This window comes from Winogradskyella sp., assembly GCF_028282165.1.
Lineage (GTDB): Bacteria > Bacteroidota > Bacteroidia > Flavobacteriales > Flavobacteriaceae > Winogradskyella.
Genome location: NZ_JANQIM010000011.1, coordinates 65,882 through 89,976, shown reverse-complemented (window position 1 = coordinate 89,976; position 24,095 = coordinate 65,882). Strand labels below are relative to the sequence as shown.

Annotated in this window: 14 protein-coding genes; all 14 read left to right on the top strand. The window is 36.7% G+C overall.

What is annotated here, in order from left to right; genetic code table 11:
- Positions 1–4: 4 nt before the first annotated feature.
- Complete coding sequence (locus Q0972_RS05265; RefSeq protein ID WP_299363504.1) at positions 5–6,334, top strand: hypothetical protein; 6,330 nt, start codon at positions 5–7, stop codon at positions 6,332–6,334.
- A gap of 11 nt (positions 6,335–6,345) precedes the next feature.
- Positions 6,346–11,961, top strand: coding sequence for an RHS repeat-associated core domain-containing protein (locus Q0972_RS05260; RefSeq protein ID WP_299363503.1), 5,616 nt, complete (start codon positions 6,346–6,348; stop codon positions 11,959–11,961).
- A 578-nt stretch (positions 11,962–12,539) separates the two neighbouring features.
- The gene (locus Q0972_RS05255; protein WP_299363502.1) at positions 12,540–12,887 is read left to right on the top strand and encodes a hypothetical protein; all 348 of its coding nucleotides are present in this window, start codon (positions 12,540–12,542) and stop codon (positions 12,885–12,887) included.
- 206 nt (positions 12,888–13,093) lie between these two features.
- A complete protein-coding gene (locus Q0972_RS05250) occupies positions 13,094–13,831 on the top strand; it encodes a hypothetical protein (RefSeq protein ID WP_299363500.1) in 738 nt (245 codons plus the stop codon).
- A gap of 2 nt (positions 13,832–13,833) precedes the next feature.
- Complete coding sequence (locus tag Q0972_RS05245; protein ID WP_299363498.1) at positions 13,834–14,490, top strand: hypothetical protein; 657 nt, start codon at positions 13,834–13,836, stop codon at positions 14,488–14,490.
- Positions 14,480–14,950: a hypothetical protein gene (locus Q0972_RS05240; protein ID WP_299363497.1), complete on the top strand. Its 471-nt coding sequence runs from the start codon at positions 14,480–14,482 to the stop codon at positions 14,948–14,950. Before Q0972_RS05245 ends, Q0972_RS05240 begins: the two co-directional genes overlap by 11 nt.
- Before the next feature lie 2 nt (positions 14,951–14,952).
- The gene (locus tag Q0972_RS05235; protein WP_299363496.1) at positions 14,953–16,236 is read left to right on the top strand and encodes a hypothetical protein; all 1,284 of its coding nucleotides are present in this window, start codon (positions 14,953–14,955) and stop codon (positions 16,234–16,236) included.
- Positions 16,224–16,577 carry a hypothetical protein gene (locus Q0972_RS05230; protein ID WP_299363495.1) on the top strand — a complete coding sequence of 118 codons (354 nt, stop codon included), beginning with the start codon at positions 16,224–16,226 and terminating at the stop codon, positions 16,575–16,577. The genes Q0972_RS05235 and Q0972_RS05230 overlap by 13 nt, the downstream gene beginning before the upstream one ends.
- The gene (locus Q0972_RS05225; protein ID WP_299363493.1) at positions 16,564–17,028 is read left to right on the top strand and encodes a type II secretion system protein; all 465 of its coding nucleotides are present in this window, start codon (positions 16,564–16,566) and stop codon (positions 17,026–17,028) included. The genes Q0972_RS05230 and Q0972_RS05225 overlap by 14 nt, the downstream gene beginning before the upstream one ends.
- A complete protein-coding gene (locus Q0972_RS05220) occupies positions 17,028–18,161 on the top strand; it encodes a type II secretion system F family protein (protein ID WP_299363491.1) in 1,134 nt (377 codons plus the stop codon). Before Q0972_RS05225 ends, Q0972_RS05220 begins: the two co-directional genes overlap by 1 nt.
- A gap of 176 nt (positions 18,162–18,337) precedes the next feature.
- Positions 18,338–19,651, top strand: coding sequence for a TolC family protein (locus Q0972_RS05215; protein WP_299363488.1), 1,314 nt, complete (start codon positions 18,338–18,340; stop codon positions 19,649–19,651).
- A gap of 29 nt (positions 19,652–19,680) precedes the next feature.
- The gene (locus Q0972_RS05210) at positions 19,681–20,694 is read left to right on the top strand and encodes an efflux RND transporter periplasmic adaptor subunit (RefSeq protein ID WP_299363485.1); all 1,014 of its coding nucleotides are present in this window, start codon (positions 19,681–19,683) and stop codon (positions 20,692–20,694) included.
- Positions 20,695–20,705: 11 nt separating this feature from the next.
- Positions 20,706–23,795 (top strand): efflux RND transporter permease subunit, encoded by a 3,090-nt coding sequence (locus tag Q0972_RS05205; protein WP_299363482.1) that lies wholly within the window; start codon positions 20,706–20,708, stop codon positions 23,793–23,795.
- Positions 23,792–24,037, top strand: a complete 246-nt coding sequence (locus tag Q0972_RS05200; RefSeq protein ID WP_299363480.1) for a hypothetical protein — start codon at positions 23,792–23,794, stop codon at positions 24,035–24,037. Before Q0972_RS05205 ends, Q0972_RS05200 begins: the two co-directional genes overlap by 4 nt.
- The last annotated feature ends 58 nt before the right edge of the window (positions 24,038–24,095 follow it).

Genomic DNA, 24,095 nt, shown 5'->3' with positions numbered 1-24,095 from the left:
AAATATGAGACCCAAACTTTCTCACAGAATTATAGCTGTTTTTTTAACACTAAATTTTCTGACTACGCTATTTCCGATAAATAGTCTATGGGCCAATAATAACGGTCCTACAGCTCCCGAAGCTGTAAGTTTTGAACCAGTAGATGCCACAGATATGGTTAGTTTAGTCACAGGAGATTTTAGTTATGTGCTTCCGCTATTGAATGTTCCGTCTCCAGAAGGTGGCTATCCTATTTCTTTAAACTATCATGGCGGTATCGCTTATGATCAAGAAGCCTCTTGGGTAGGTTTAGGATGGAACATAAATCCAGGTGCCATAGATCGAGGAGTCAATGGGTTTCCAGATGATTGGAAAGGTGGACTTGTAAGAAACCGAAATTACTACAACTATGAAGCTCATAACGTGGATATAGGAATACAAGCAGGTATTTCCGAAGCGGTAACTATAGATGTAGGGATAGGATTTGGTTGGGATTCGAATGGGTCTAGAAGCGGTATGATAAATCTAGGCGGCAACATAGGTAAGAAAGACAGTAAGTTTCATTACGGAGGCAATGTTTCATTAGGATATAGTAATACTCAAGGTATTATTGCCAATATGGGAGTTGGAGGGTCTTATGGCAAAAAAGGTGGTAATAGAGCTGGTATTAATGGATCTGCTGGCACAGGTGGAGTTGGTATCGGTGCGAATTATTCGATAGCTAATGAGGTAACTAATAGTGATGGAAAAGCAAGTACTTCATATAATTCATTAGGTATTTCTTTGTCTTCAAATGGTGGGTTTTCAGGGTCTTTTTCCAGTTCAGCAGGAATTGGAAGTGCTAGTTTTTCAATAAATAACAGTCAATCTGGAAAGCTAACGGAAACAAGCTTTGGATTTAATATTCCTATTATTCCAAAAGTACTTTCATTAAAATTTCAAAAACGAAAAGTACAATATGAACTTGATGAAACCTATGCTAATTTTGTTTATGGCCCATTGTACTATAATGAAATGCCAAATCTTCAAGGTTTAGATGATTCTTATGCTACTGTTTTAGGTGCAGAACATGATAGGGATTACTATATGGACGCCTATGAACAGCAATTACCTCAATCACAAAAGGAATTAGTAGAATTTAAAGACGCCTTTGAAAGACAGAAATATGCGTTTACACAACCTTCTTATGATTCCTTTCAGGTTAACGCCCAAGGGCTAAATGGCCAAATGCGACCTAGATTGTTAGAAAATGGTAACCTAGTCGCAAAAAGCTTAAAGTTAGAATATAATTCTGATAAAACAGGTGCAGGAATTAAGTCGGGCAACGCATTTATACCCGTTAGTGGTAATCTGTCGAGTCAAGACATACTTAATATTTACAATAATTGTGCGTCAGATATATTAGCCAGTACATTAATCCCCATTGACGGTTTTGAAACATATACCGAGCAAAGTGCCATTGTGAATTGGAACTACAATCATGGCAGAAAATTCACTAATACATTTGGAGGATTAGGAGCATCTGCCAATGACCCAAATAAAATCAATTTTTATTTTGACAATAGTTATCCATCAAGTTTAATTGTTAATTCTTCAACAATACCTTCTGGTTCAATAAATGGCAGTAACATTAATAGTTATGTAGGCAATTCTAATAATAAGATAAGTTCTCGACAAGAAAACATAAACTATGTTGAGACCTTTACAAATGAGCAAATGAGTAGTACGACATTTGCTTCCCAAAATAATATTTTAGAACCGTTTAATGGGGATAATATCTATAATAGACAAGCCGATGCTGGATACACTCCAGAAGGAATAGGAGGATTTAGAGTAACTACACCAGATGGCAAAACCTACCATTACTCATTGCCAGTCTATCACTTTGAAGAGTTTTATAGGCAAAAAAAGATGAATCCCGATACTTATGAGTTTTTCTCAGAGCATAGTTTTTATCACGAGCAACGTAAAGTAGAACCTTATGCAACGCATTGGGTACTAACTGCAATTACAGGACCAGATTACTATAAAACTGATGCTAATCGAAAATATCCCAATGAGGATGATTATGGGTATTGGATAAGATTCGATTACGGTAAATGGACGGATGGTCATGTATGGAGAAGTCCATATGATGGCTATGTTGATCTAAACTTAAATCAAGAATGGGTTCAGAATCAAGCCACTCAAGAGTATGGTTGGGGTAGAAAACAATTAACCTATTTAAACAAAATCGTTACCCGAACGCACACAGCGCTTTTTGTAAAATCGGTTCGTGAGGATAGTAAAGGTAAACAAATAGGTGTGCCTAATGCAACTATTTCAAATCCAAATAGATTTCCATCTTTTGAAGGAGATTACAGAATTTATTACCCGATACAAAGTGGTCTAAAGTTAGATGAAATCATTTTACTTAAAAATGAATACGACAACTCCTCAAGCCAAGCACAGATCCAATCCATAATTTCAAATCCTAGTTCTTCAGTCACTGTTCCTTGGGTAAGTCCGATGAAAAGACCATATAACTCCAACAACAATCAAATTACATATACCATTAACAATCAGCAAAATGTTCTGGATAATGGGGATTTTGTTTTAGATTCTAATAATGAATATGCGATTTACAATAACGCTTTAAAAATAATAAAGTTTGATCAGGATTATAGCTTAGCTACTAATACCCCCAATTCTTTTGCCCCTGCTCAAAATGGAGTTAATGCAAAAGGTAGATTAACACTAAATTCTGTAAAAACTTTAGGTAAAAAAGCCTACGACTATATGCCGCCATATTCATTTTCGTATATCGGTAAAAATATAGCCTATCAACCTTGTCCATCATCTAGTAATTGTGATAAGGATGCTTGGGGATATCATAATACCATTCCTGAATTGTGGAGTATGAATGAGATTAAGACGCCTACAGGATCAACCTTAGAAATAGGTTATGAAGAAGATGATTACTGGACAGAAGCCTTTGCAAGACGATATTGGGATGATTTTCTGAAGTTTAAAATCATACCTAGCCCTTCATGGAGCGCAGGATCTGAGTTTTTATTGGAGATAAGGAATGATGACAATGCATCAAGTCAAGTTACGGTTAATGATTTTAGGGATTATTTTGTGGAAGGCGAAGCTACAGCTATTGAATATTGGCTCTGTATTATGAAAAATACGTGCAATTTATTTGGATGTGAAACAGACAGAGAGAAGTTTAGCATGCCAGCAACTGAGCTTATTGTAGAAGAAGTAACCGCAAATCGATTATTACTGAAAGGTGTCTTTGGACAGGATATGAATATTTTAGAATTGGATAGAGCTTCTGATGCAGCTGGGTTCTTCTCATATACTTATGGTTCTCATTCCAATCAAGGATCCAACCCACCTCAAAAAGAATTCGGTGAATGTCCATCATCTGGCGGCTCTAATTACCATAGACACGGTATGTATTATAATCTTGTAGCTAATAAAGTACCTGGCAGTGGTACTGGAGGTGGTGTGCGGGTAAAAACAATTACTGCAATTGATGAAAATGCTAATAGATATGCTATAGAGCACTCTTATCAAGACCCTATTAAAGACAGAACATCTGGAATTACTTCGTTTGCACCAGTAAAAGGAGTTAAATATGTTGCTTACCAAGCAGAACTGCCAGGCCCTAGAGTGACTTATGAATATGTTACAATTAGAGAGGTTGAAGGTAATTCAGGCAATTCAACTTTTAACGGTGAAACGGTTTTTCATTTTAATGTACTTGAACCTGCAACAGATATATTTAAGAAAGACATCACTATTGGAAACCTATTTAAATCGACAGTTGTTGAGAATACTAATCTAGACCCAAGTAAGAAGTTAAAAGCAGCGGATATTTATCTTGAGGATAATACAGCTATGATAGGTTCAGTTCGAAGTAAAACCCTTTATAACAATTATGGGCACTTGATTACTAAAGAAGAGAATATTTATAAGCCTATAGAAGAACTTAAGAACTCTGACAAAGGTTCTATTCAAGAGAGTTTCCATAGTATGAAATCTATCTATAACTACGATCATGACTATGTGAAGTTCAATACGGGGTTCGATCTTTATTTTGTAAATTATAAGCAATCTGTTGAATGTAACTATAATAACACCTTAACAGCAAGGGATCGCTATCTCAATGTGTCAACGAAAATAACGTATCCTGTATATCAAGAAGCTTCAATTAATTATGGTAACGGTTTTAAAACTACAACTGAGTTTTCTAGCCCGGATTCTAAAACCAATGAGTTTTTAGTCGCAAGGACTACTCTTGCAGATGGTACACAGGTCATAAGTAAAAAAGTTCCAGCTTATACCAAATATCCAGAAATGGGTTCTAAAGTCGATAACCCAACATACAAAAACATGTTAACCCAAGAGGCTATGGTTGTAGCTTCTACGGGTGGCCAAACTTTGAATGCCAGTATAACAACTTGGAATGACAGGTGGCATTATAGAAATACCGATGGTACCAAAACTACTGAAAGTGGTGTATGGCGTAAGCATAAAAATTATGTCTGGAAAGATGATATAAACCCCGTAACAGGGACGTACAATACGCCAGTTAGTAGTGCCGTAGATTATTTTAATTGGGGAGTAGGAGAACCAACAAGCGACAAATGGCAGAAAGCCTCTGAGATTACGGAATATACGCGTTGGTCGAGTCCTGTGGAGACCAAAGATATAAATGGGAATTATGCGTCATCAAAAATGAGCGATAATTATTCTAAGGTTATAGCTAGCGGAAATGCGGCACAAAATGAAATGTACTATTCAGGTATGGAGTATACTGAAGGTGGTAATTATTTAGATCCTGAAATAATTGGTGCTTCATATCAAAGCAGCGCTATGGCACATACCGGAAAATATTCTGCAAAATTAGAAACTAATAATGCTATTACTGTTGCATTGAATCACGGGCAAATGAGCTCCGACAAGTATAAATTATCTGTTTGGGTGGATGTAAATAACTACCAAAAACTGATGTTCAAAAAAGGAAGCACTACAGAGTCTTTTAATGGTGAGACTGTTTTTGCTTGCGAATGGGTACAACTTAATCACTATTTTAATATTCCAGATAATAGTGCAACTGTAGATTATGGCGTAATTAATTTAGATAACACGACCTATGTCGATGATTTAAGAATACATCCTGTATATGCATCTATGAATAGCTATGTTTATGATTTAAAAACTGATGAATTGACATATATTTTAGATGCGAACAATATGGCATCAAAGTTTGTATATGATGATGCAGGACGTTTATATAAAACTTACAAAGAAATCGAAACACCATCGACCCAAACGTCAACCTTCGTAAATGGAGGTTTCAAGTTAGTGAATAAATATCGTTATAATTATAAAGATGGTCCTGATGTGCTTGCCAATTGGCCTGTACAAGAGGAATGTCGATGCTGTAATGATGATGGTCAAGATTCACCACCTGATCCATCCGATGATAATGACCCCGTAATTGTTGGTGATGATCCTTGTGACTTTAAATACGAAAGTTTGCTCTCGGCTACTATCGAAGCAAGTAGAAGAAGCAGTTTAATGCAAACTTTTATTATTAATCATCCTTGTATTAAGAATCCTGATGTGTTACAAGCTGCAGGTTTATCGCCTATTAGATGGCGTTGGATTACAGATTATACAACAAAGACATTCTCAGAGTATGTAGATGGGGGAATAGCTCAACAAGTTCCTTTTGCAATCGTACCTTGTAAGTCAGGAAAAGGACAATTTAATAAGGCCTGGATAGTTGAGGCGCTTATACCAACATTAGATGGTAAGCCAGTTATAGTTAAACAAGAAGTCATAGAGTCTGGATGCAAATTTACCCTTTCTAACGAAAAGTGGGCAGATATTGAAATATCTACCGACTATGGTGCTTGTTCAGAGCAAAATAAATATCGCTTCAGACCTTATGTAATAAATCCTTTGCACGAAAACTATAGTTATCAGTACAGAACGTTCAATCACATTTCGGATCAGTGGTCTTCTTTTATGCCTGTTAGCAATAATAAGAATACATTCTGTGGCGAAATATTTTATGTCAGAAACCAGAAATGCAAATCTGGTTACTCAAACTATCAGACTATTCAATATCGCGTTTTAGATAATGAAAATGGCGATCTATATCAATCCAATCCTATGGATGTGTATTTAGACTGTACCACTGTAACCGATGAATCTAAGATTCTACCACCGCTAGGCGAGCACGCCGAATTCAGCGAATCAGGTACGGTTGTAGAAAAAGATCGAGATGGAAAAATAGTTAATGTATATAACATTAATAAGCAATCAGGGAATTTTAATGTAATCAAACACTAAATATGAAAGTTATGACTAGAATATTGAAACATCAGATAGTACTATTATTAGCATTATTCATTTTAGGGTTTTCAGAAGCTCAAGAACAACCTCCAATACCTCAAGATAATATGAATTGGATAAGTAATATTAGTTACGATATTACTGGAAATACAATCGGTAAGGGTGTTACCTTTTTTAATACCTTAGGAAAAGGTACACAAAGCCAATCATGGGATATATTAACCGATAAAGTATGGAACTCACAGGTATTATACGATTATCAGGGCCGACCTGCTTTTCAAAGTCTAAGCGCACCACATGGTACGACATTTAGATATAATGGTGATTTTATTCTGGCTAATATTTCAGGAGGTACACCCTATAACACAAGTTATTTTGAAACTGATGAAGATAATCCAACAGCAATATCTACAAGTAATCCTAATACTTTAGGCTATTATTATAGTACAAACAACACTACTAATCCGTACCAAGATGTTACTGATTATCCTTTTTCAAGAACGGTATTTAGTAAGCTAAATCCTGGAACTTCCAAAAAAACACTAGGCGGAAACAAAGTAAATGGCGAATGGTTACAGACATATAGTTTTACCATGCGTGCTGGTGAAGCATTAAGCTTTGCCCAAGCATTTAATAATTCATCCTATAAGAATCGGCGTATTACAAAAACAGTAAGTAGAGATATCCACGGTGTTGAAACCGTTGTATTTGTAGATAGCGATGGTAATACTTTAGCGGCTGCTCGGAGTGGTAACGAAGATTCTGGCGTAACAACCAATGTAAGAAACAATGAAATTAGCATAGGAGATCAAGGCTGGTTAGACATTCATATTTCTAAAGGCTGTACACCAACAATACATCTTAGAAGCACCAATACTACAAGCACATCAACAGGTGGTAATAATGGTGGTAATAATGGTGGAAACAATTCCGATTGTAACGACCTTACAGTGAGTGATGAAATATTAGCCATCCCTGATGAGGATATACAAGATTGTTTTAACTTAAATCGCATGGCGGTTTATGAATCAAATCCTGAAAACGCCAATAAAAGTATAGAACAAAAAGCAGAAGAGTTAGGCAAATTATTACATGCCAGGTCTACATCTACGGATGTTAGTTTACCAGAAGGTATCTATTATCGTATCTACAATCTAATTACTGAAGAGGTGATTATGGAGGTCTCCTCAGGCACACATACCTTACCTGAGGAAGGCTTTTACAGAATTGAACTACGTTACGGCTATGTAGATGGTTCAGTTCATTATTCTTTTGACGTTAATGAACGACCAGGCTATTTTGATTTAGAGAATAGAGACTATTTAGTAGATCATTGTCAGAATTATTATGACTACAGCTTAAATTATTATGATAAATCCGGTCGATTATTAGAGTCCACACAACCTAACGGAAAGGATTTTAAAAGTACCTTCAAGTATAATTCATTAGGGCAGTTACTCTCTACAAGTAGCATAGATGAAGGCGAAGCACGCTTTGCTTATCGTAAAGATGGGCAAATCCGTTTTTCACAAAATTCTAAGCAACAGTATAATGAGGAATTTTCATATACCAATTACGATCGTTTGGGACGTCCTGTAGAAAGTGGAGTCTATCGTGGTGGTGATATCTTTATTCCTAATGTAATCGTTGCTGCAGATGGTACAACACCTTTTGATCCCCAAGAAGCACAGTCAGGACCTATAACCGCTATTCATAATGAGAACATACAAATAAGCGGCTTTTGGGGTATTAATGGCAATGGCTATAAAAGCAATGCAACAGAAGGCTCATTGTGGAAAAGTAGTTTGGCCTCAAGTCAAGCGATACAAGATGAAGGGTTTCTTAGATTTCGATCAAACTTTTCAACGAATATGATTCCCGAACTTCCTGATGATCCTATAGATCCTGATGACCCTTTAGATCCTGATGACCCTTTTTTAGATCCAGGCACTGATACAGGTATTGGTGAAGATGAATCAAGTACAAATATTGGTTCTACCCAAAATAGAGTGTCTAATGGAACTAATTCACTAGTATTAGGGCGCGTTAATGAGTTTTACAATGTTATTGTAGGCTTAGTAGAGATTAGTAAAGATGCCGATTTTGTGACTAATGATGTCTTCCCAATGACCTACGGGATTAACTTGGTAGCCAAGTTCAATAATACCACAGGTAATGTCACCTATCATACCTATATTATGGAAGATGGCCAACTACTTAGTACCACTTTTACAGATTTTTTAGGTAATACCATAGAAACATTAACGGATTTTGGTGCGTTTGATCCTAATGGTGAATATAGTGTACATCGTACTGACACTCAGATTCACTATAAATTAAATGGTACAACGTTTCACAGTAGTGCATCATCTACGTCTCAGGCTCTAGTGGCGAAGGCCTTGTTTAACAAAACAGAAAATGGCGCCATGTATATATTACTTGATGAAGTTTTGCCACCACCGTCCGCTAATCCATTTGAAGGTATAGTGGATGACAATGATGGATTAAACGACTCCAATTGCTTTGAACAACACTTTACAGAATATGATAGTCCTGATATAGCACTAGCAGATAGGCTTGCCCAATGTGGTTTACCACAGCGTACTTACAAACAGACCTTTTTATCAGGTAATGTCTCTAAGACCTATACCTTAAAACCAGAGACCAATATCACATGGTACAGTTACGATGTTTATGGCCGTGTTAAATGGATCATACAACAACCAACAGGTTTAGATTGCTTAAAAACTTTAGATTATATATATGATACTGTAACGGGTCAAATTATTCAAGTCGATTACCAACGTCATAGTGCCACGGAGCGTTTTGTACATCGTTATACCTATAATGATGCTGGTCAATTAGTCACCGTAGAGACATCTACTGATGGCATAAACTTTAAAGAGCAAGCAATGTATAAATACAATGAAGTAGGCCAACTCGTGCGTACGGAACTAGCTGAGAATCTTCAGGGGATTGACTATGTATACAATTTAAATGGACATCTTAAAGCCATTAATCATCCGTCTTTAACACCAGCAAACGATCCAGGGAATGATGGTGCAAATGGTTTTATGACTGATGTTTTTGGTATGGCCGTACAATATCATGATAATGACTATGCACGCGCATCTACACCTACATCTTTAGCAAGTATCTCACCATCAACACCAAATCAGTTTAATGGTAATATTCAAGCCATTCAATGGCAAAATCAAAATGGCGGTGCCAGTACGTATAGTTATGCCTATAATAAAAACAACTGGCTTCAAGAAGCCCAGTTTAATAATGCAACTGTTTCATCAGGAGATTATAACGTTAATAATATTACCTATGATGCTAATGGAAATATTAAGACCCTAAACAGAAACGGATATACCGATGCAAATGGTACCAATGCCATGGACGCGTTTACCTATCACTACAAAAGGGGCAGCAATCAATTAACTACCGTAGAGGATAGCAACGATAACCCAGATCCTAATCGTTATAACGATCTTAAAAACCAAGCAGAACTTAGTTCTATAGATGATCCTTTTGGTATCTTAATGCCAGATAATTACACTTATAATGATATAGGTCAAATGGTGATCAACGCCCAAGAAGGTATAGGCTATGAGTATAATGCCTCGGGATTAGTAACCAAGATTAAGGCATTTTCACAGACAGCAACAAACAACTACCTTACTTTGGCCGAAGAAGATTATGAAGATGCTACCTGTACTAATGGAAGAACCACGGCTACCATATGGTTCCAAGATGTGGTGAGAGGGTCACGACAATTAGGCCGTATTAGTTTTGCAGATCAGATTGACCAAAATGAAGACTTTGAAGATGAAGAATGTATGCGTGTATTACTTTTAGATGGTGAGGCTAGTATTGTAGCATTACCCGAATACTGTACAAGCTTTGATTCTGATAACGATAGCCAATACAATAACAGACACCAAATCAATTTTTATGATTATGCCAATGATAATACTTACAGTACCTCTACACGATTTAATGTGGTTCCTAATGCGTATCACAATTTAGATTTAGATGTGTTGGTATTGAAAGAACAAACAGAACGCATTTTAAATAACACAACAAGTGTTTGGGAAACACAAACCACACCAATTAGCATTACTAATGCCACGGTAGAAGTTATCGAGTACGCTATTGATGGTTCTGGCACGGCAACGGTATTGCAAAGTGTGAATATAACTCCACAAATAGGCGATACAGAAATTTGTAACCGTAGCTTAAATAGTATCAATCTTAGCTTTGTACCAAGCTCACAGAAAATAACATTACGATTAACTGTAGTCAATAATGGTAACTCTCCAGGCTTAACTTTAGGTACAGATTATAGTAAAATTCATCAAACTATTGAAGTTGACAATATAAATCTACAAGTAGCCAATGAAGATAAGCTGGCGTTCTATTATGATGATAGAGGGCATCGTATACGTAAAGAAGTATATGCTGAAGGTATATCTCAAGCAGATATTACATACTACATTAGAGATGCAAGTGGAAGTGTTATGGCCATTTACAACCAATCTACCCAGGCTACAGGTTTAGATGCATCCATACCACGTGAACACCCTATCTATGGTGCAAGTCGAATAGGCATCCATTACAAAGATGGATCAGAAGATGGTCTAGATGCCTACCAACTCACAGATCATTTGGGCAATATACGTGCCGTAGTTATAAAAAGTGGCACTAATGCCTTATCTTTAATTAACAAAACCGATTACTATCCCGGTGGAATGCCCTTACCAGGACGTAACGTTGTTGGTGATTATAGATACGGTTATCAAGGAGAATATGCGGAAACAGATAAAGAAACTGGTAAGCCTGCTTTTGAACTTCGTCTTTACGACCCTAGAATAAATAGATGGTTGACTACAGACCCAGCTGGTCAATACCATAGTCCTTACATGTCGATGGGTAATAATTGGGCAAATAGAGTTGACCCTGACGGAGGTACAGATTGCCCAGACCCACCGTGTGTAAAAACAGAAACCTTAGATGAAGTTGTTGTTGTTGCAAACCCAAAGCTTAAGAAGTTGTATGACCAAAGAAATTCTTTGATGGAAAAACTAAATGGTTTAAATTCACAATTACGTCATGCTAACCGCCTAGAGTCATTAACTAAGGATTTAACACAACAAGATGCGATAAATGGAATAGCAACATCTGTATTAAAAAAATTCAAAGAACTTTCGCCTGAAAGAATGCAAGAAGTAATTAATGACCCTAAAAAATTAGAACTTACCATTAACGATTATATAGTGAGACTGACAGCTTATTATGATGAAGAAGAACAAGCTTGGGGTATAAACTATACTACAAAAGATGGGCAAGGTATATTAGAGGATTTATCTTCTACAAAAGATGTTATTGTCCTAGCAGCTAATTTATCTTCTAAATATGTGAAAGTTGCAACAGAAGCATCTCATAAAGCTTCAAAAGCTAATTTATATAGAGTTAAGGCAAGAATAAAAAGAGTAAAACAACAGCTTCAAGATGTTAATGATGAAATACATAAGTTAGAACCTAATCGTGGTTTTAAAGGTGGCTTTGGCTTTGGAGGTGGCAGCTTTGGAGGTGGAGGAGCTGGTGGTAGCTGGTAGTAATTAAATTTTTAAGATTAAAATATGAGTCATAAAAGATATTAAAATAATAGAAACCTATCATAGTGTTGTTAAGTATAATTCTCTTGGGTATCGGGTAACGTAGCAAATTAGTTGATAACAAACCTACGAACTGTAACTAATTGAAAATCAGTAATTCTAAGATTTAAGAATTACTGATTTTTATCGTTATGTGATATTATTGAATAAAAGAATGTTTATTAGAAATTATAAAATAAGGGTTTTTAAAATAGACGTGTAGTAAATTAGTGGATGGAAAAATCTATTGGCAGTAGTTGCGAAAAATAGTACTAATGCTTTATCTTTAATCAACAAGATGGGCTACCATCCTTTTGTTATGGTTATATCCCGCTAGCGCAGACTTGTAGTCCGTGCAAACAATAATAATTTATAAGTCGCCTTTTACAGCAGCTTTTTTATGCTCTACAACTAAATGATATTTTATCAAAGACATCCTTCAATAAGGGGAAAATTCATCAAAGAAATTGATCCTAAACTTATAGAGCATCAGATTATAAAATTAATGTAGCTCCTATATTTCCAAAATAATTGAATTCATGGCAAGAGATATTAGAAAAGATGAAAAGGAAATAATTAATGCTTTGCTAGACAAAGTTTCTCTGTCTCAACTCAAGATTCAAGAAAGTGCTGTTGTCGAAGATTTGAAAGATGGTCAAATGGGAAGCATCCGTTTTGTAAATAACAATTCCCTAAACAGAAAATACGGTAAAAGATTAATAGAAGTAGAATATGTGGATTTAGATAATATCCCTGTATATATTTCTTTAACACTTGACAACAAGGATAAATTATATGAACTCGATATTTGGAAAGTTGATTTTAATCCATTGATTAAGTATCCTACCCCACATGAATTAATTTTTATTCATAGTACAGATTATTAGCACATAACATTAATGTGGTAGTTTTTTTCTACTTTTAAAAAGTTCTTTAAAAACAATATAGGTGATACGATAAAACTAGTGCAACCGTTCTTATAAGATGAACTTTAATATTCAACAAAAAAATTCCTACATATTTTGATAGCTAATTGCACAACAAAACCCATAGCTGTCGAGATATTTTTTATATTTACTAAAATCTAAACACTATGTTTAAAAAGCATCTGTTTTCTCTATATTTACTGATATGTCTTTGCTATAACTGCAAATCCATATCAGTAGCTAACGAGTCCCAAACTAAAACGACCCAATCCATAGAATTAGGAATTATAGGTGAAGATAAGCTGTTTCTTTTAGAAGAGGATTACAATAGTATGGCTATACCTTTATATACCAAACCCATAAGGCTAAGCGTAAGCATGCAGGAGTTTAACAACTCTAGTTTTAAGGCGTTTACAAGTGCCAATAACAAAAAACAACAATCTTTTAATATCAGCTATGCAGATTCCTTAAAAAACAAGCCTAAGTTTCTTAAGCTAGAGTTAGCCGACAGAGTTACCGTTCTCAATATGCTAAATGATAAGCAGAATAGTAATGTGAAAGATTATTTGCGTAATAAGAAAAATGCCCATCTTATTTCGGCGTTGTCAATAGCGTTAAGTAACGAAAAAATGAATGCGATATTAGACGCCGATGTTCTTTTCTTAGAACAGGATACTAACAAAACGCTTGTTTTAAAAGCATACCAGAAGAATCAAGTCCTCACCAGTCTCAAGTTTCACGATGGCGTGGTATTTGCCTATCAGGCCTCAAATTTTTGTTGGCAAGAAGATGATAAGTATCAGCTAAGTATTGTAGATATTGTTGAGAGTACCGATAAATGCCCCAATAGCACCTATAGAAATGCAAAACGTGCTAAAAAGAACATCAATTACTTTAAATTTTAGTTATGCGGTTTTTAAAATTAATTTTTGCTGTTATCTTACTCACAAGTTGTGAAGAGATTATAGAAGTTGTAGATATTTCTGATGAAACGGTAGTCTTAATTGCGCCGGTAGATGATGCCGTTATAAATACCGGTTCGCCATCCTTTTCATGGCAAGCAGTTAAAGATGCGGAGCAGTACAATATACAAATTGCCAGCCCAACATTTAATGAAGCGACTCAAGTCGTTTTAGATTCATTGGTAAGCACAACTAATTTCATTCAAGTCTTAGCCGAAGGAAATTACGAGTGGCGCGTTAAAGCGGTTAATTCTGGTTATGAAACCGATTATGTCACTACCGGGTTTTCAATAACTCCTGAAGCTACTGTAGACATCTCAAACGAAACGGTTACTTTGTTGACGCCTGCCAATAATGTGACTCTACAAGAGGGCAACGTTGTTTTTTCTTGGGACATAGTGGCTAATGCAGATGAATATACCATTCAAATTGTACACCCCAATTTCGCAAGCGCCGTTACACCCATTGCGAACACCACTGTCACTGCTACGTCCTTTACGGCATTGAACATGACAGCTAACGAGTATGAATGGCGGGTAAGTGCGTCCAATTTGATTTCCGAGACCGAGTACACCACGCAAAGCTTTACCGTTGAAGAATAAAACCAAGACATATCTTTTGCTTGCAGCGGTTCTAGGCATCTGGGGAACTGTTGCTTTCAAAATAGTCAACGGTATAAGCCCAGATCAACCACAAACTACAGCAGAGAGTTTTGATGTAGCCTTTAATCCTGAAGTGCAAAAGGATAAGGATACATTTTCAATACAGACGATAGACAGAGACCCTTTTTTGGGGACATTATCGGCCAAAAAACAAGCTTCAAAACGCGCTAAAAGTATTAATGTCAAACCCAATACATCTGGAGTTGCCATGCCAATAATTACCTATGGTGGGTCTATTCAAAAACAAAACTCAAAAGAGAAAGTTTTTGTGGTGAATATTAACAACAAGCAGTATTTGCTAAAGGTAGGGCAAGTAATTAATGATGTTAAACTCATAAGAGGTAATAAAGAATCCATCGTTATTCGTTTTAATGGAACAAACCAAACAATAAAACTTTAACCATGCTTAGGTTAAGGGTAACGGCTGGGGCATTACAATTGACTACATTTATCATAGTGGTCATTGCTTTATTGCTTACCGCTTTTATTCTACTGGTAAATACGCACAAGCAATTTCAAATTCAGTCCAATTTTATTAAAGAAACCACTAAGCAAAGTGATCACGGAGTTAATTATGCTCTTCGGAACGCTATTCGTTTGAATGACACAACAACGATCAACCTGAATGATGAAGACTATAAAACCTTAAAAGTTTATCGTAGCTTTTGGGGAGTTTTTGGGCGCGTGTTGAGTTCAGCAAGTATAAAGAAAAACCGTTTTCAAAAGGTAGCTCTTATTGGTTCTAAGCAGCCCAAAAATAACAGAACAGTCCTATACGTGCAAGACAATAACAAACCTTTGGTATTGGTCGGTAATACTAAAATTGAAGGGCTTGCCTATTTGCCGCGGCAAGGTGTAAAACCAGGTTATATAGCCGGGCAGTCGTATTACAGTTCACAATTAATTTACGGACCAGCTAGAGTATCTTCACTCTTGCCCAAACTATCATCTGAAGTTGTCAATAATATATCGCAGTTAGAACACATAAACTCTACACTATCACTACATCAGTTTTTGAACATGCAGGATGGAAACCAATATAGTAATTCGTTTTTAGAGCCACTTCAAATTGTATTTTCTAATAGCAATATAGATTTGAGAGCAGTTGAACTTACTGGGCATATCTTGGTGCAATCAAAATCTAAAATCGTTGTTCATCCATCGTCAAACTTAAAAGACGTGATACTTCTTGCACCTGAAATTGAAATATTGCCCAATACGGTTGGAAATTTTCAAGCAATAGCTTCAAAAGAGGTTATAGTAGGTGAAGATGTGCAATTGAATTATCCCTCTGCTATAGTTGTTAGAGAAAAACAAGATGTTCAACAAAGTGGTAGTGCCATAAGTTTAATTGAAGAAGAATACAAAATTACTATTAACGAAAATACAGTCGTTAAGGGATTAGTCTTGTTTTTGGGACAAGAGAACCCAAATAACTATAAACCACAAATCCTACTCAAAGAAGGTGCAACTGTTTACGGTGAACTATACAATACTGAAAACACTGAACTACAAGGTAGTGTCTATGGCACGGTATACACCAATGATTTTATCGCTAATCAGTCGGGTTCCATTTATCAAAACCATATTTACAACGGGACGATAACTATCAATGAATTACCTCAGCAATATGTAGGATTGTTATTTAACGATTCTAAAAAAGATGTATTGAAATGGCTCTATTAAAAAAGCTAAATAGTGCATATAAACTAAAAGGTTCTACCCTAATGGAGACCTTAGTGGCAACCATCCTTATCGTTTTAATATTCATGATAGCAAGCATGATATTAAATAACTTGTTTTCAAACACCATAAAAAACAATACACAAGCCATAGACCATCGACTCAACGAATTGCAATATTTGCAACAACATGAGCAGCTACTGCTACCCTATACAGAGACCTATAAAAACTGGACTATAATAATTGATAACTTTAAAGAAAATAACGAAACTTTGGTTGAGTTCGAAGCTATAAACTCTAAAACCAAAAAAACTATTACTGTTATTAAAAGTGAAGAACAATAGAAAAATAAAGTCATTTACATTAAGTGAGATTATTGTGGTTCTCATACTCACCAGTATTGTGGTTGGCTTGGCATTTTCGGTGCTAGGGCTTGTTCAAAAGCAGATGTTGGCCATTCAATCGAATTACAACAAAAGCTTAGAACTGCAAAAACTAGAAACGAGTTTATGGTTAGATTTTAATCGTTATTCTAGTATTCACTATAATACAATAGAAAATCAGTTGGTTTTGAAGCACGAATTAGATTCTGTTTCCTATACATTTTCAAGAGACTATATCATTAAGACCCAAGACACATTTCAAATTCCGTTAGAAACAAAACTGCTTTATTTTAATGGTGTATTATCAGAAACCAAGAAAGTAGATGCCATAAAATTGAGAACAACCAAAGTCTATCAAAACCGAGAATTATTTATCTTTAAAAAAAATGATGCCTCAACATTTATGGATTAATGGGATTTCAATTAGAGAATATACAAACTGTTAAAAAACAACATCATAAAAATGATGACAAAACCGCTTTTCTTCAAAAAGAAATCAACCTTTTTGGCAATAGTTTCTCCAATAAGATAAAAGAAGATTTTTATACAGAATTAAGTGTATTATTAAAAGCGGGCATTACACTAAAGGATGCTTTAGAGCTCATTGAAAGTGCTTTAAAAAAGAAAAACCAGAAAGAGAAGCTTAAAAATATTTCAAAAGCCATAGTATCTGGTTCAAGCCTATCTGAAGCCACAAGCCATCACAAAGAGTTTTCAGAATACGAATACTACTCACTTAAAATCGGTGAAGAAACAGGAACACTTATAGAAGTGACAAAACAATTAGGTGAGTTTTATGCCCGAAAGAACGAACAGCGACGCAATTTGGTCAGTGCATTGACGTATCCAACCATTATATTAGCAACAGCCATTTTGGTGGTCGTGTTTATGCTAAACTATGTTGTACCCATGTTTCAAGATATTTTTGAGCAACAGAAAGTAGAACTCCCAGCTATTACTAAATTCATTATTAACTGTTCGCAGTTTCTAAAAAGTTACGGTTGGTTCTTATTGTTAGGGCTTATAATCGTCATAGGTTCTAGAGCGTTGTTTAATAAAAAACAGTGGTACAAAAAGATAAAAGACAAATTCATTTCTAAGTTACCCTTTATTGGTGAGTTTGTAAAAACAGTATATCTCTCCCAGTTCACACAAGCAGTAAGTTTGTTAACGGCATCTAAAGTGCCTGTAGTCAATAGCATTCAGCTTGTAAAGCAAATGATTAATTTTTATCCACTGCAAAATGCCTTAGCATCCGTTGAGCAAGATATTTTAAAAGGGAAGTCTTTAAGTAATAGTTTAAAGCCTCACCCCCTTTTTGACGATAAAATGGTAGCCTTGGTTAAAGTAGCAGAAGAGACGAACCAAAATGAGTTTATCTTTCAACGCTTAAATGTGCAATACAATACTCAGGTACAACAAAAATCTAAACTGATTTCAACATTGCTAGAACCTGTGATCATTATGATTGTTGGGTTGTTAGTTGGTGTTATCTTAATAGCTATGTATCTACCAATGTTTAAGCTCAGTAGTGTTTTGGGTTAAATTAAGTACCTACTAGAAAATCAATTCTTAAAATCCTTTCCCGTTAATTCAAGACACTTTTTTTACTTCCAATTTTGTCCAGTTTTATAGGGGAAGTCTTCTAAAGATACGCGCAACCCTAGTTTAGCCTTCGAAAATAGTGATTATCTCTGATTCACTACAAAATCACGAAGCAAATGAAATATCTATTTCGCTCTATACATTGTTGGGTCTTTTGTGTCTCTTTATGGATATTTACTCCTATACAGGCTCAAGAGTTAGACCTACCAGCTTACATAGCCTTGGTCAAAAAAAACAACCTCGATTTAAAACAGAGTGCCCAACAAATCCTCATTGCTAAGGAAGAAACAAAAGTGGCCAAAGCTGCTCTCTTGCCAAACGTTACTTTGAGCGGGTTTTACCAAAGGGATTTCAATCGAAATTTTCTCTTTATCAATGATTTTGATGGAAGTGTCACGCGCTTTAGAACCAACTTTAACAATAGTGTTAATGCCAGTGCCGAACTTAATCAGACGGTTTTTGACCCAGCAGTTTTTTCAGCCATTAAAATTGTAAAGCTTGCTGAGGAAATCAGCGGTTTAAACGATCAACATCTAGCCAATGAATTGATAGCACAAGCTTCTGCTCTGTATTGGCAAGCCATTTTTACCGAAGCTAGTATTAAAGTGCTAGAAGAGAATTCTGGTTTGGCCAAAGCACAATTGACACAGCTCGAAAAGCTTCACGAAAAAGGAACGGTAAGTGATCTGCAACTACAGCAAACCAAAATTCATTACCAAAAGACACTTCCGCCACTTAAAAATGCCAAGAACCAATTAGCACAATTGATCAACGATCTTAAAATACTGGCTGATCTTCCCGTAACAGAGGAATTTGTGCTGGCGGACGACCTTCAAACCATTGGTTTAAGTCACCCCTTGCTTACCGATAACACTAACCTCGAAGAACAACCACAACTAAAAACCCTGAAAAAAGAACTCGAAATTGCGAACAGGCAGATCAACATTGAAAAGAAATTCTGGATGCCAAAATTTAATCTTGCCGCTGCATATACCTATGACGCCCAGGCTAATAACTTTAGCTTTAGCGCTAACGAAAATCGCCTATTTATCATGCAACTGGGCGTCAGCATTCCCATATTTTCCGGAGGAAGCAACAAGGCAAAAATTGCCAAGGCAACAATTGAAAAGGAAACTGCCGCCCTTAATTTTTCAAAGACCAAGCGAGAACTAAGCAACCAATTGCAAACAGCACAAAATAACTATCACAACGCTGTTGCCAACATTGAGACCTTTAACCAAACCATTCTTTTGAATGAAAGTGAAATTAATATTTTTCAAAAGCAACTCGATCTTGGTGTGGTTACCCCTTTGGAATTTAAAGAAAGTCGTCTACGGCTCACCCAATCCAAATTAGACTTGCTCAATGCCTATTTGGACTTGCACATTGCGCAGCTTCAGATGTTGCGGATTACAGGCAAAATAAACTAACCCGTTTAACCAGAGAATAACTATCAAAAATGAAATCAACAAAAAACATAGCATTGATAACCTTAGTCAGCTTACTAGTACTAGCCTGCGACTGGGAATATCCTCAACAAAAACCTATCGAAGAAAAGCCTGTTCGAGTAAAGACTATCACCTTAAAAGAAGAGGTTTTCTCCGAATACAAAACCTACTACGGAGAGTTGAAATTTTCCCAAGCCACTAGTTTTGTAGCACAACAGTCAGGTATCGTTACGACACTTAAAGTGAGTCCAGGCCAAAAAGTACGTCGTGGTGAAACCATTGCGACATACCCTCCTATCAATCATCAATTGCAAATCGATCAGGCAAGGATTGCCCAAAGAAAAACAGAACAAGATTATGTGCGCCAGCAAGAATTACTAAAGGCAGGCGCTGTATCCAAAGTTTCTGTAGACGCTTACCGATCCGAATTGGAAGTGCAAACTAAAGTCGTTCAGCAATTACAAAATATAAATACGATTCGTGCGCCTTTTTCGGGTATCATAACTCAAGTAATGGTTAACATCGATGAGGAAGTAAGTATGGGGCAAGCCCTGTTCAGTATGGCAAAAACAGCCGACGTAGAAGTTGATTTTTACGTTTCTCCCCAAGACATTAATAAAGTAGCCATTGGTGCTACAACTCACTTAATGATAGCGGATAAAAAATTAGAAGGGAAAATTACCAAGACTGCTATTCAGCTAGATCCAAAACGCAAAGCATTCCAGGTCACTGCATCATTCAAAAACAGTGGTTTAACATTTGCTGGAAGCCATGCCAAAGTTGAGTTGGAGACTGGGAAATTGCCCTCTAGTATTTGGATTCCAGTTATTTCTTTAAAACAACTGGGAAGCCGACATTATGTATTCCTTGTAGATGACGGAAAAGCCATTGAAAAGACTGTAAAAGTAGGGCAACGTAAAGAAACCTCCGTACAAATAATAGATGGACTCAACGTTGGGCAACGCCTAATAACCGATGGTTCGGAAAAAGTCGAAAAAAACACCTTGGTGAAAATCATCCAATAAAAAATACAACTATGAAGGTTACAAATTTTGCCGTATCCAGACCGATCACCACAGCTATGGTATTTTTAGCACTCTTGCTATTCGGGTTTATGTCGTATGTAAAATTACCTGTAAATCTTATGCCCGAGGTGAATTTGCCCGCCATGGTCATCATCACCGATTATCCGGGTGCTACGCCTGGCGAAGTAGAGACCGAAATTACCAACCTGCTTGAAAAGGAGGTGGCGACCATTAATGGACTCAAACTAATGCAATCCTATTCCATGCCCAATATGTCTATGATCATTGTTCAGTTTGAATTGGATAAAGATCAGGACAAAGCCATGGCCGAATTGCGAAACAAAATTGATTTGGTGGTTTCCTTTTTACCTAAAGAAGCCAAGCTTCCCTTTGTACGCAAGCGTTCAAAGCCCTTGTTGGCACCTTTTAGTATGAACAGTAATTCGGTAGTGGATATGATTATCACCGGAAATGTAGATGCCAACCAATTATATCAGCTTTCCAGACGGAAAATCAAAGATAAGATCTCTCGTATTGATGGGGTCACCAAGGTTGAATTTAACGGAGGCAAACTACGTGAAATCCATATTGAGGTGGACAAGAGCAGCCTGTACGACCTAGGTATGAACATCACAGATGTGGCCACGCAATTAAAAGACAATAACATCGATATGTCTGGAGGCGACATCGTAAAAGGGGGACGGGAATCCATCATTAAAACGGGAAGCAAATACAAATCGATCGAATCGGTAAGAAACACCTATATCACTACGCCTTATGGGGAAAAGCGAATTACGGATTTTGCTGTGGTGAAAGACAGTTTTGCCAACTTTAAACGAGATGCCTTCTTTTATGACGGAGTCGCAGACAAGGAACTGAACAATATTGTGGGCATCAGCGTGCAAAAGAGTAGTACGGCCAATGCCGTATCCATCGCCAAGGCAGTAAAAAAGCTAATTCCCGAAATTCAAGAAGACCTACCCGAAGGCGTTACCTTAAGTTTGCCTTTTGATTCTTCGGAATATATCGAAAGCTCGGTAAATGATGCTATGTTCAACGTAATTTTGGGCATCCTGATTACGGGCCTAATCTTGTTTCTATTTGTCAATAATATCAAGGCAACCGTTATTGTGAGTATTTCCATTCCAGTATCGCTCATCATCAATTTTCTAGCAATGCGCCTTTTTGATGGGTCGCTCAATATGCTTTCACTGATGAGTTTTGCCGTTGCCATTGGTGCCTTGGTGTCTAATTCCATTGTGGTTTTGGAGAATATTCTTCGTCTAAAAAAAGAAGGTATCCCCATAAAAGAAGCTTGTGTAAACGGTACACAAGAGGTCTTTACCGCTGTATTGGCTTCCACGGGTACGAATCTGGTAGTTTTTTTGCCTATAGCTTCCATGAATTCCATCGTAGGTGCATTTTTTAGGGAGTATGCACTCACCATTGCCTTTGCCACTATCTTTTCGCTCATTGTTTCTATTACCTTAACGCCAATGCTGGCCTCGCTTTTGTTAAAGGATAATGCAAAGCCTTCCAAATTTTCAAATTGGATCATCAAATCATTTGACAAGCTGCAGGCTGTCTATGAAAATTCCCTAAAAAGGTTAATGTCTCGAAAACGCAACCCTATCATCTTATTTCTAGTGATGTTCTTTTTCTTCATTATGAGCATGGGATTATTAGATGCCATTGGATTTGAATTTGAACCAGAATCTGACAATGGCGATTTGTTTGTAGAGCTTGAAATGCAGCCAGGGACTTCACTTCAACGAAATCGTGAGATCACCAAATTGGTCGAAGAAAAGATTGCTTCCTATCCCGAAGTACAGGCAGTATTAAGCACTTTGGGTAGTAAAAATTCCTTTACCACGGGTTCTAACTATACCAATATTTCAATAAAACTGAATAAAAACTCAGAGCGTAGCTTATCGAATAGCGAAATAGGAGAACAATTATTGAATAATCTCAAAGAAATCCCAGAAACAAAATCCGTGGTAGCCACTGTACATTCTGATGAAAGTGGGGATTTGGGATTCTCACTAAAATCCGATAACGCCATAAAGCTCACCGAAGCCAATGACCAGATACTAAACCTTTTAAAGGATGTAGATGGTTTGATTTCGTATGAATCAAGTTTACGAAATGGCCCTCCTTTGCTTCAATTTAAACCCAAAAAACGCTTATTGGCAGAATTGGGTATCTCTTTAAATGAACTCGCATTGGTAATTCGGAGTGCCATTACAGGGATTAAGGCCACAGTGATGAGCGAAAACGATGTGGAATACAATATTAACATTAAGCTACCTGTTAACCAAGCCAACTCAGTAGCAGAGATTATACAGCTTCCACTGCATACCGCTACTGGGATATTTACTGTAGGACAGTTGGCAGAGATTGCTTACGAAACGGCTCCCGCCCAAATTCTTCATAAAGAAAAATCGAAAACAGCGGAGTTTAGTGCTACCTTGGCACCAGGTCATATCTTAGGAGATGTAAGAGCAAACATTGATGCAAAGCTCGAGGATATTAGTTTGCCTTTGGGTGTTGATTTTCAGTGGAGTGGAAATGTGGAAGAACTGGATAATACGGTTGAAGATATGACCATTACCTTTCTATTGGCATTGGTACTTATGTATATGCTGTTGGCCTCATTGATGGAAAGCCTTTGGCAACCTCTAGTCATTTTTACGACGGTTCCCATGGCCATGATTGGGGTATTCATCATTATGTATTTAGCAGGGACGACGATGAACATTATGTCCTTGATGGCCATTATTACTTTGCTTGGATTAGTGGTCAACGACGACATCCTTATCCACGACTACACGGAACAGTTGATGAAAAAGAAGAAAATGGACATCTACAACGCTACGATTCTTTCTGGGAAAACCAAGATGAAGGCTGTGATTATGACCACCGTAGCTATCATCTTCGGAATGCTTCCCAACGCTATCGGGCTGGGTGATGCAGGTGCCGAATACCGAATTCCTATGGCTATTGTTACTATTGGCGGGATGATCACGTCCACGGTACTGACGCTCTATTTAATTCCCTCATTGTTTTATGTGATACGAAGTATAAGACTCAAAAAACAGTGAAGAAGGCCTCCAAGATTGACCTCTTAAAGTTTGCTGTGGTGATGCTTGTTTTTTTAGCAGGTATGGTCGTCATGCATCTTTACCGTATTCAAAACACTTGGATATGGATTGGCTATATCAGTCTTTGGTGGGTGACCGAAATGGTCATTATAAAAAATGTTCATTTAAGGCTATGGATTTGGGTGCTAATTCTTGGTTTCATCTTAGCTATTAATGCTGTTGTGATTTTTTGGTTTGTGTGAGAAGCCTCAGCACGATAAAATAACAGTACAGACAACTTGTAGGTTAGCGGCTTAATAC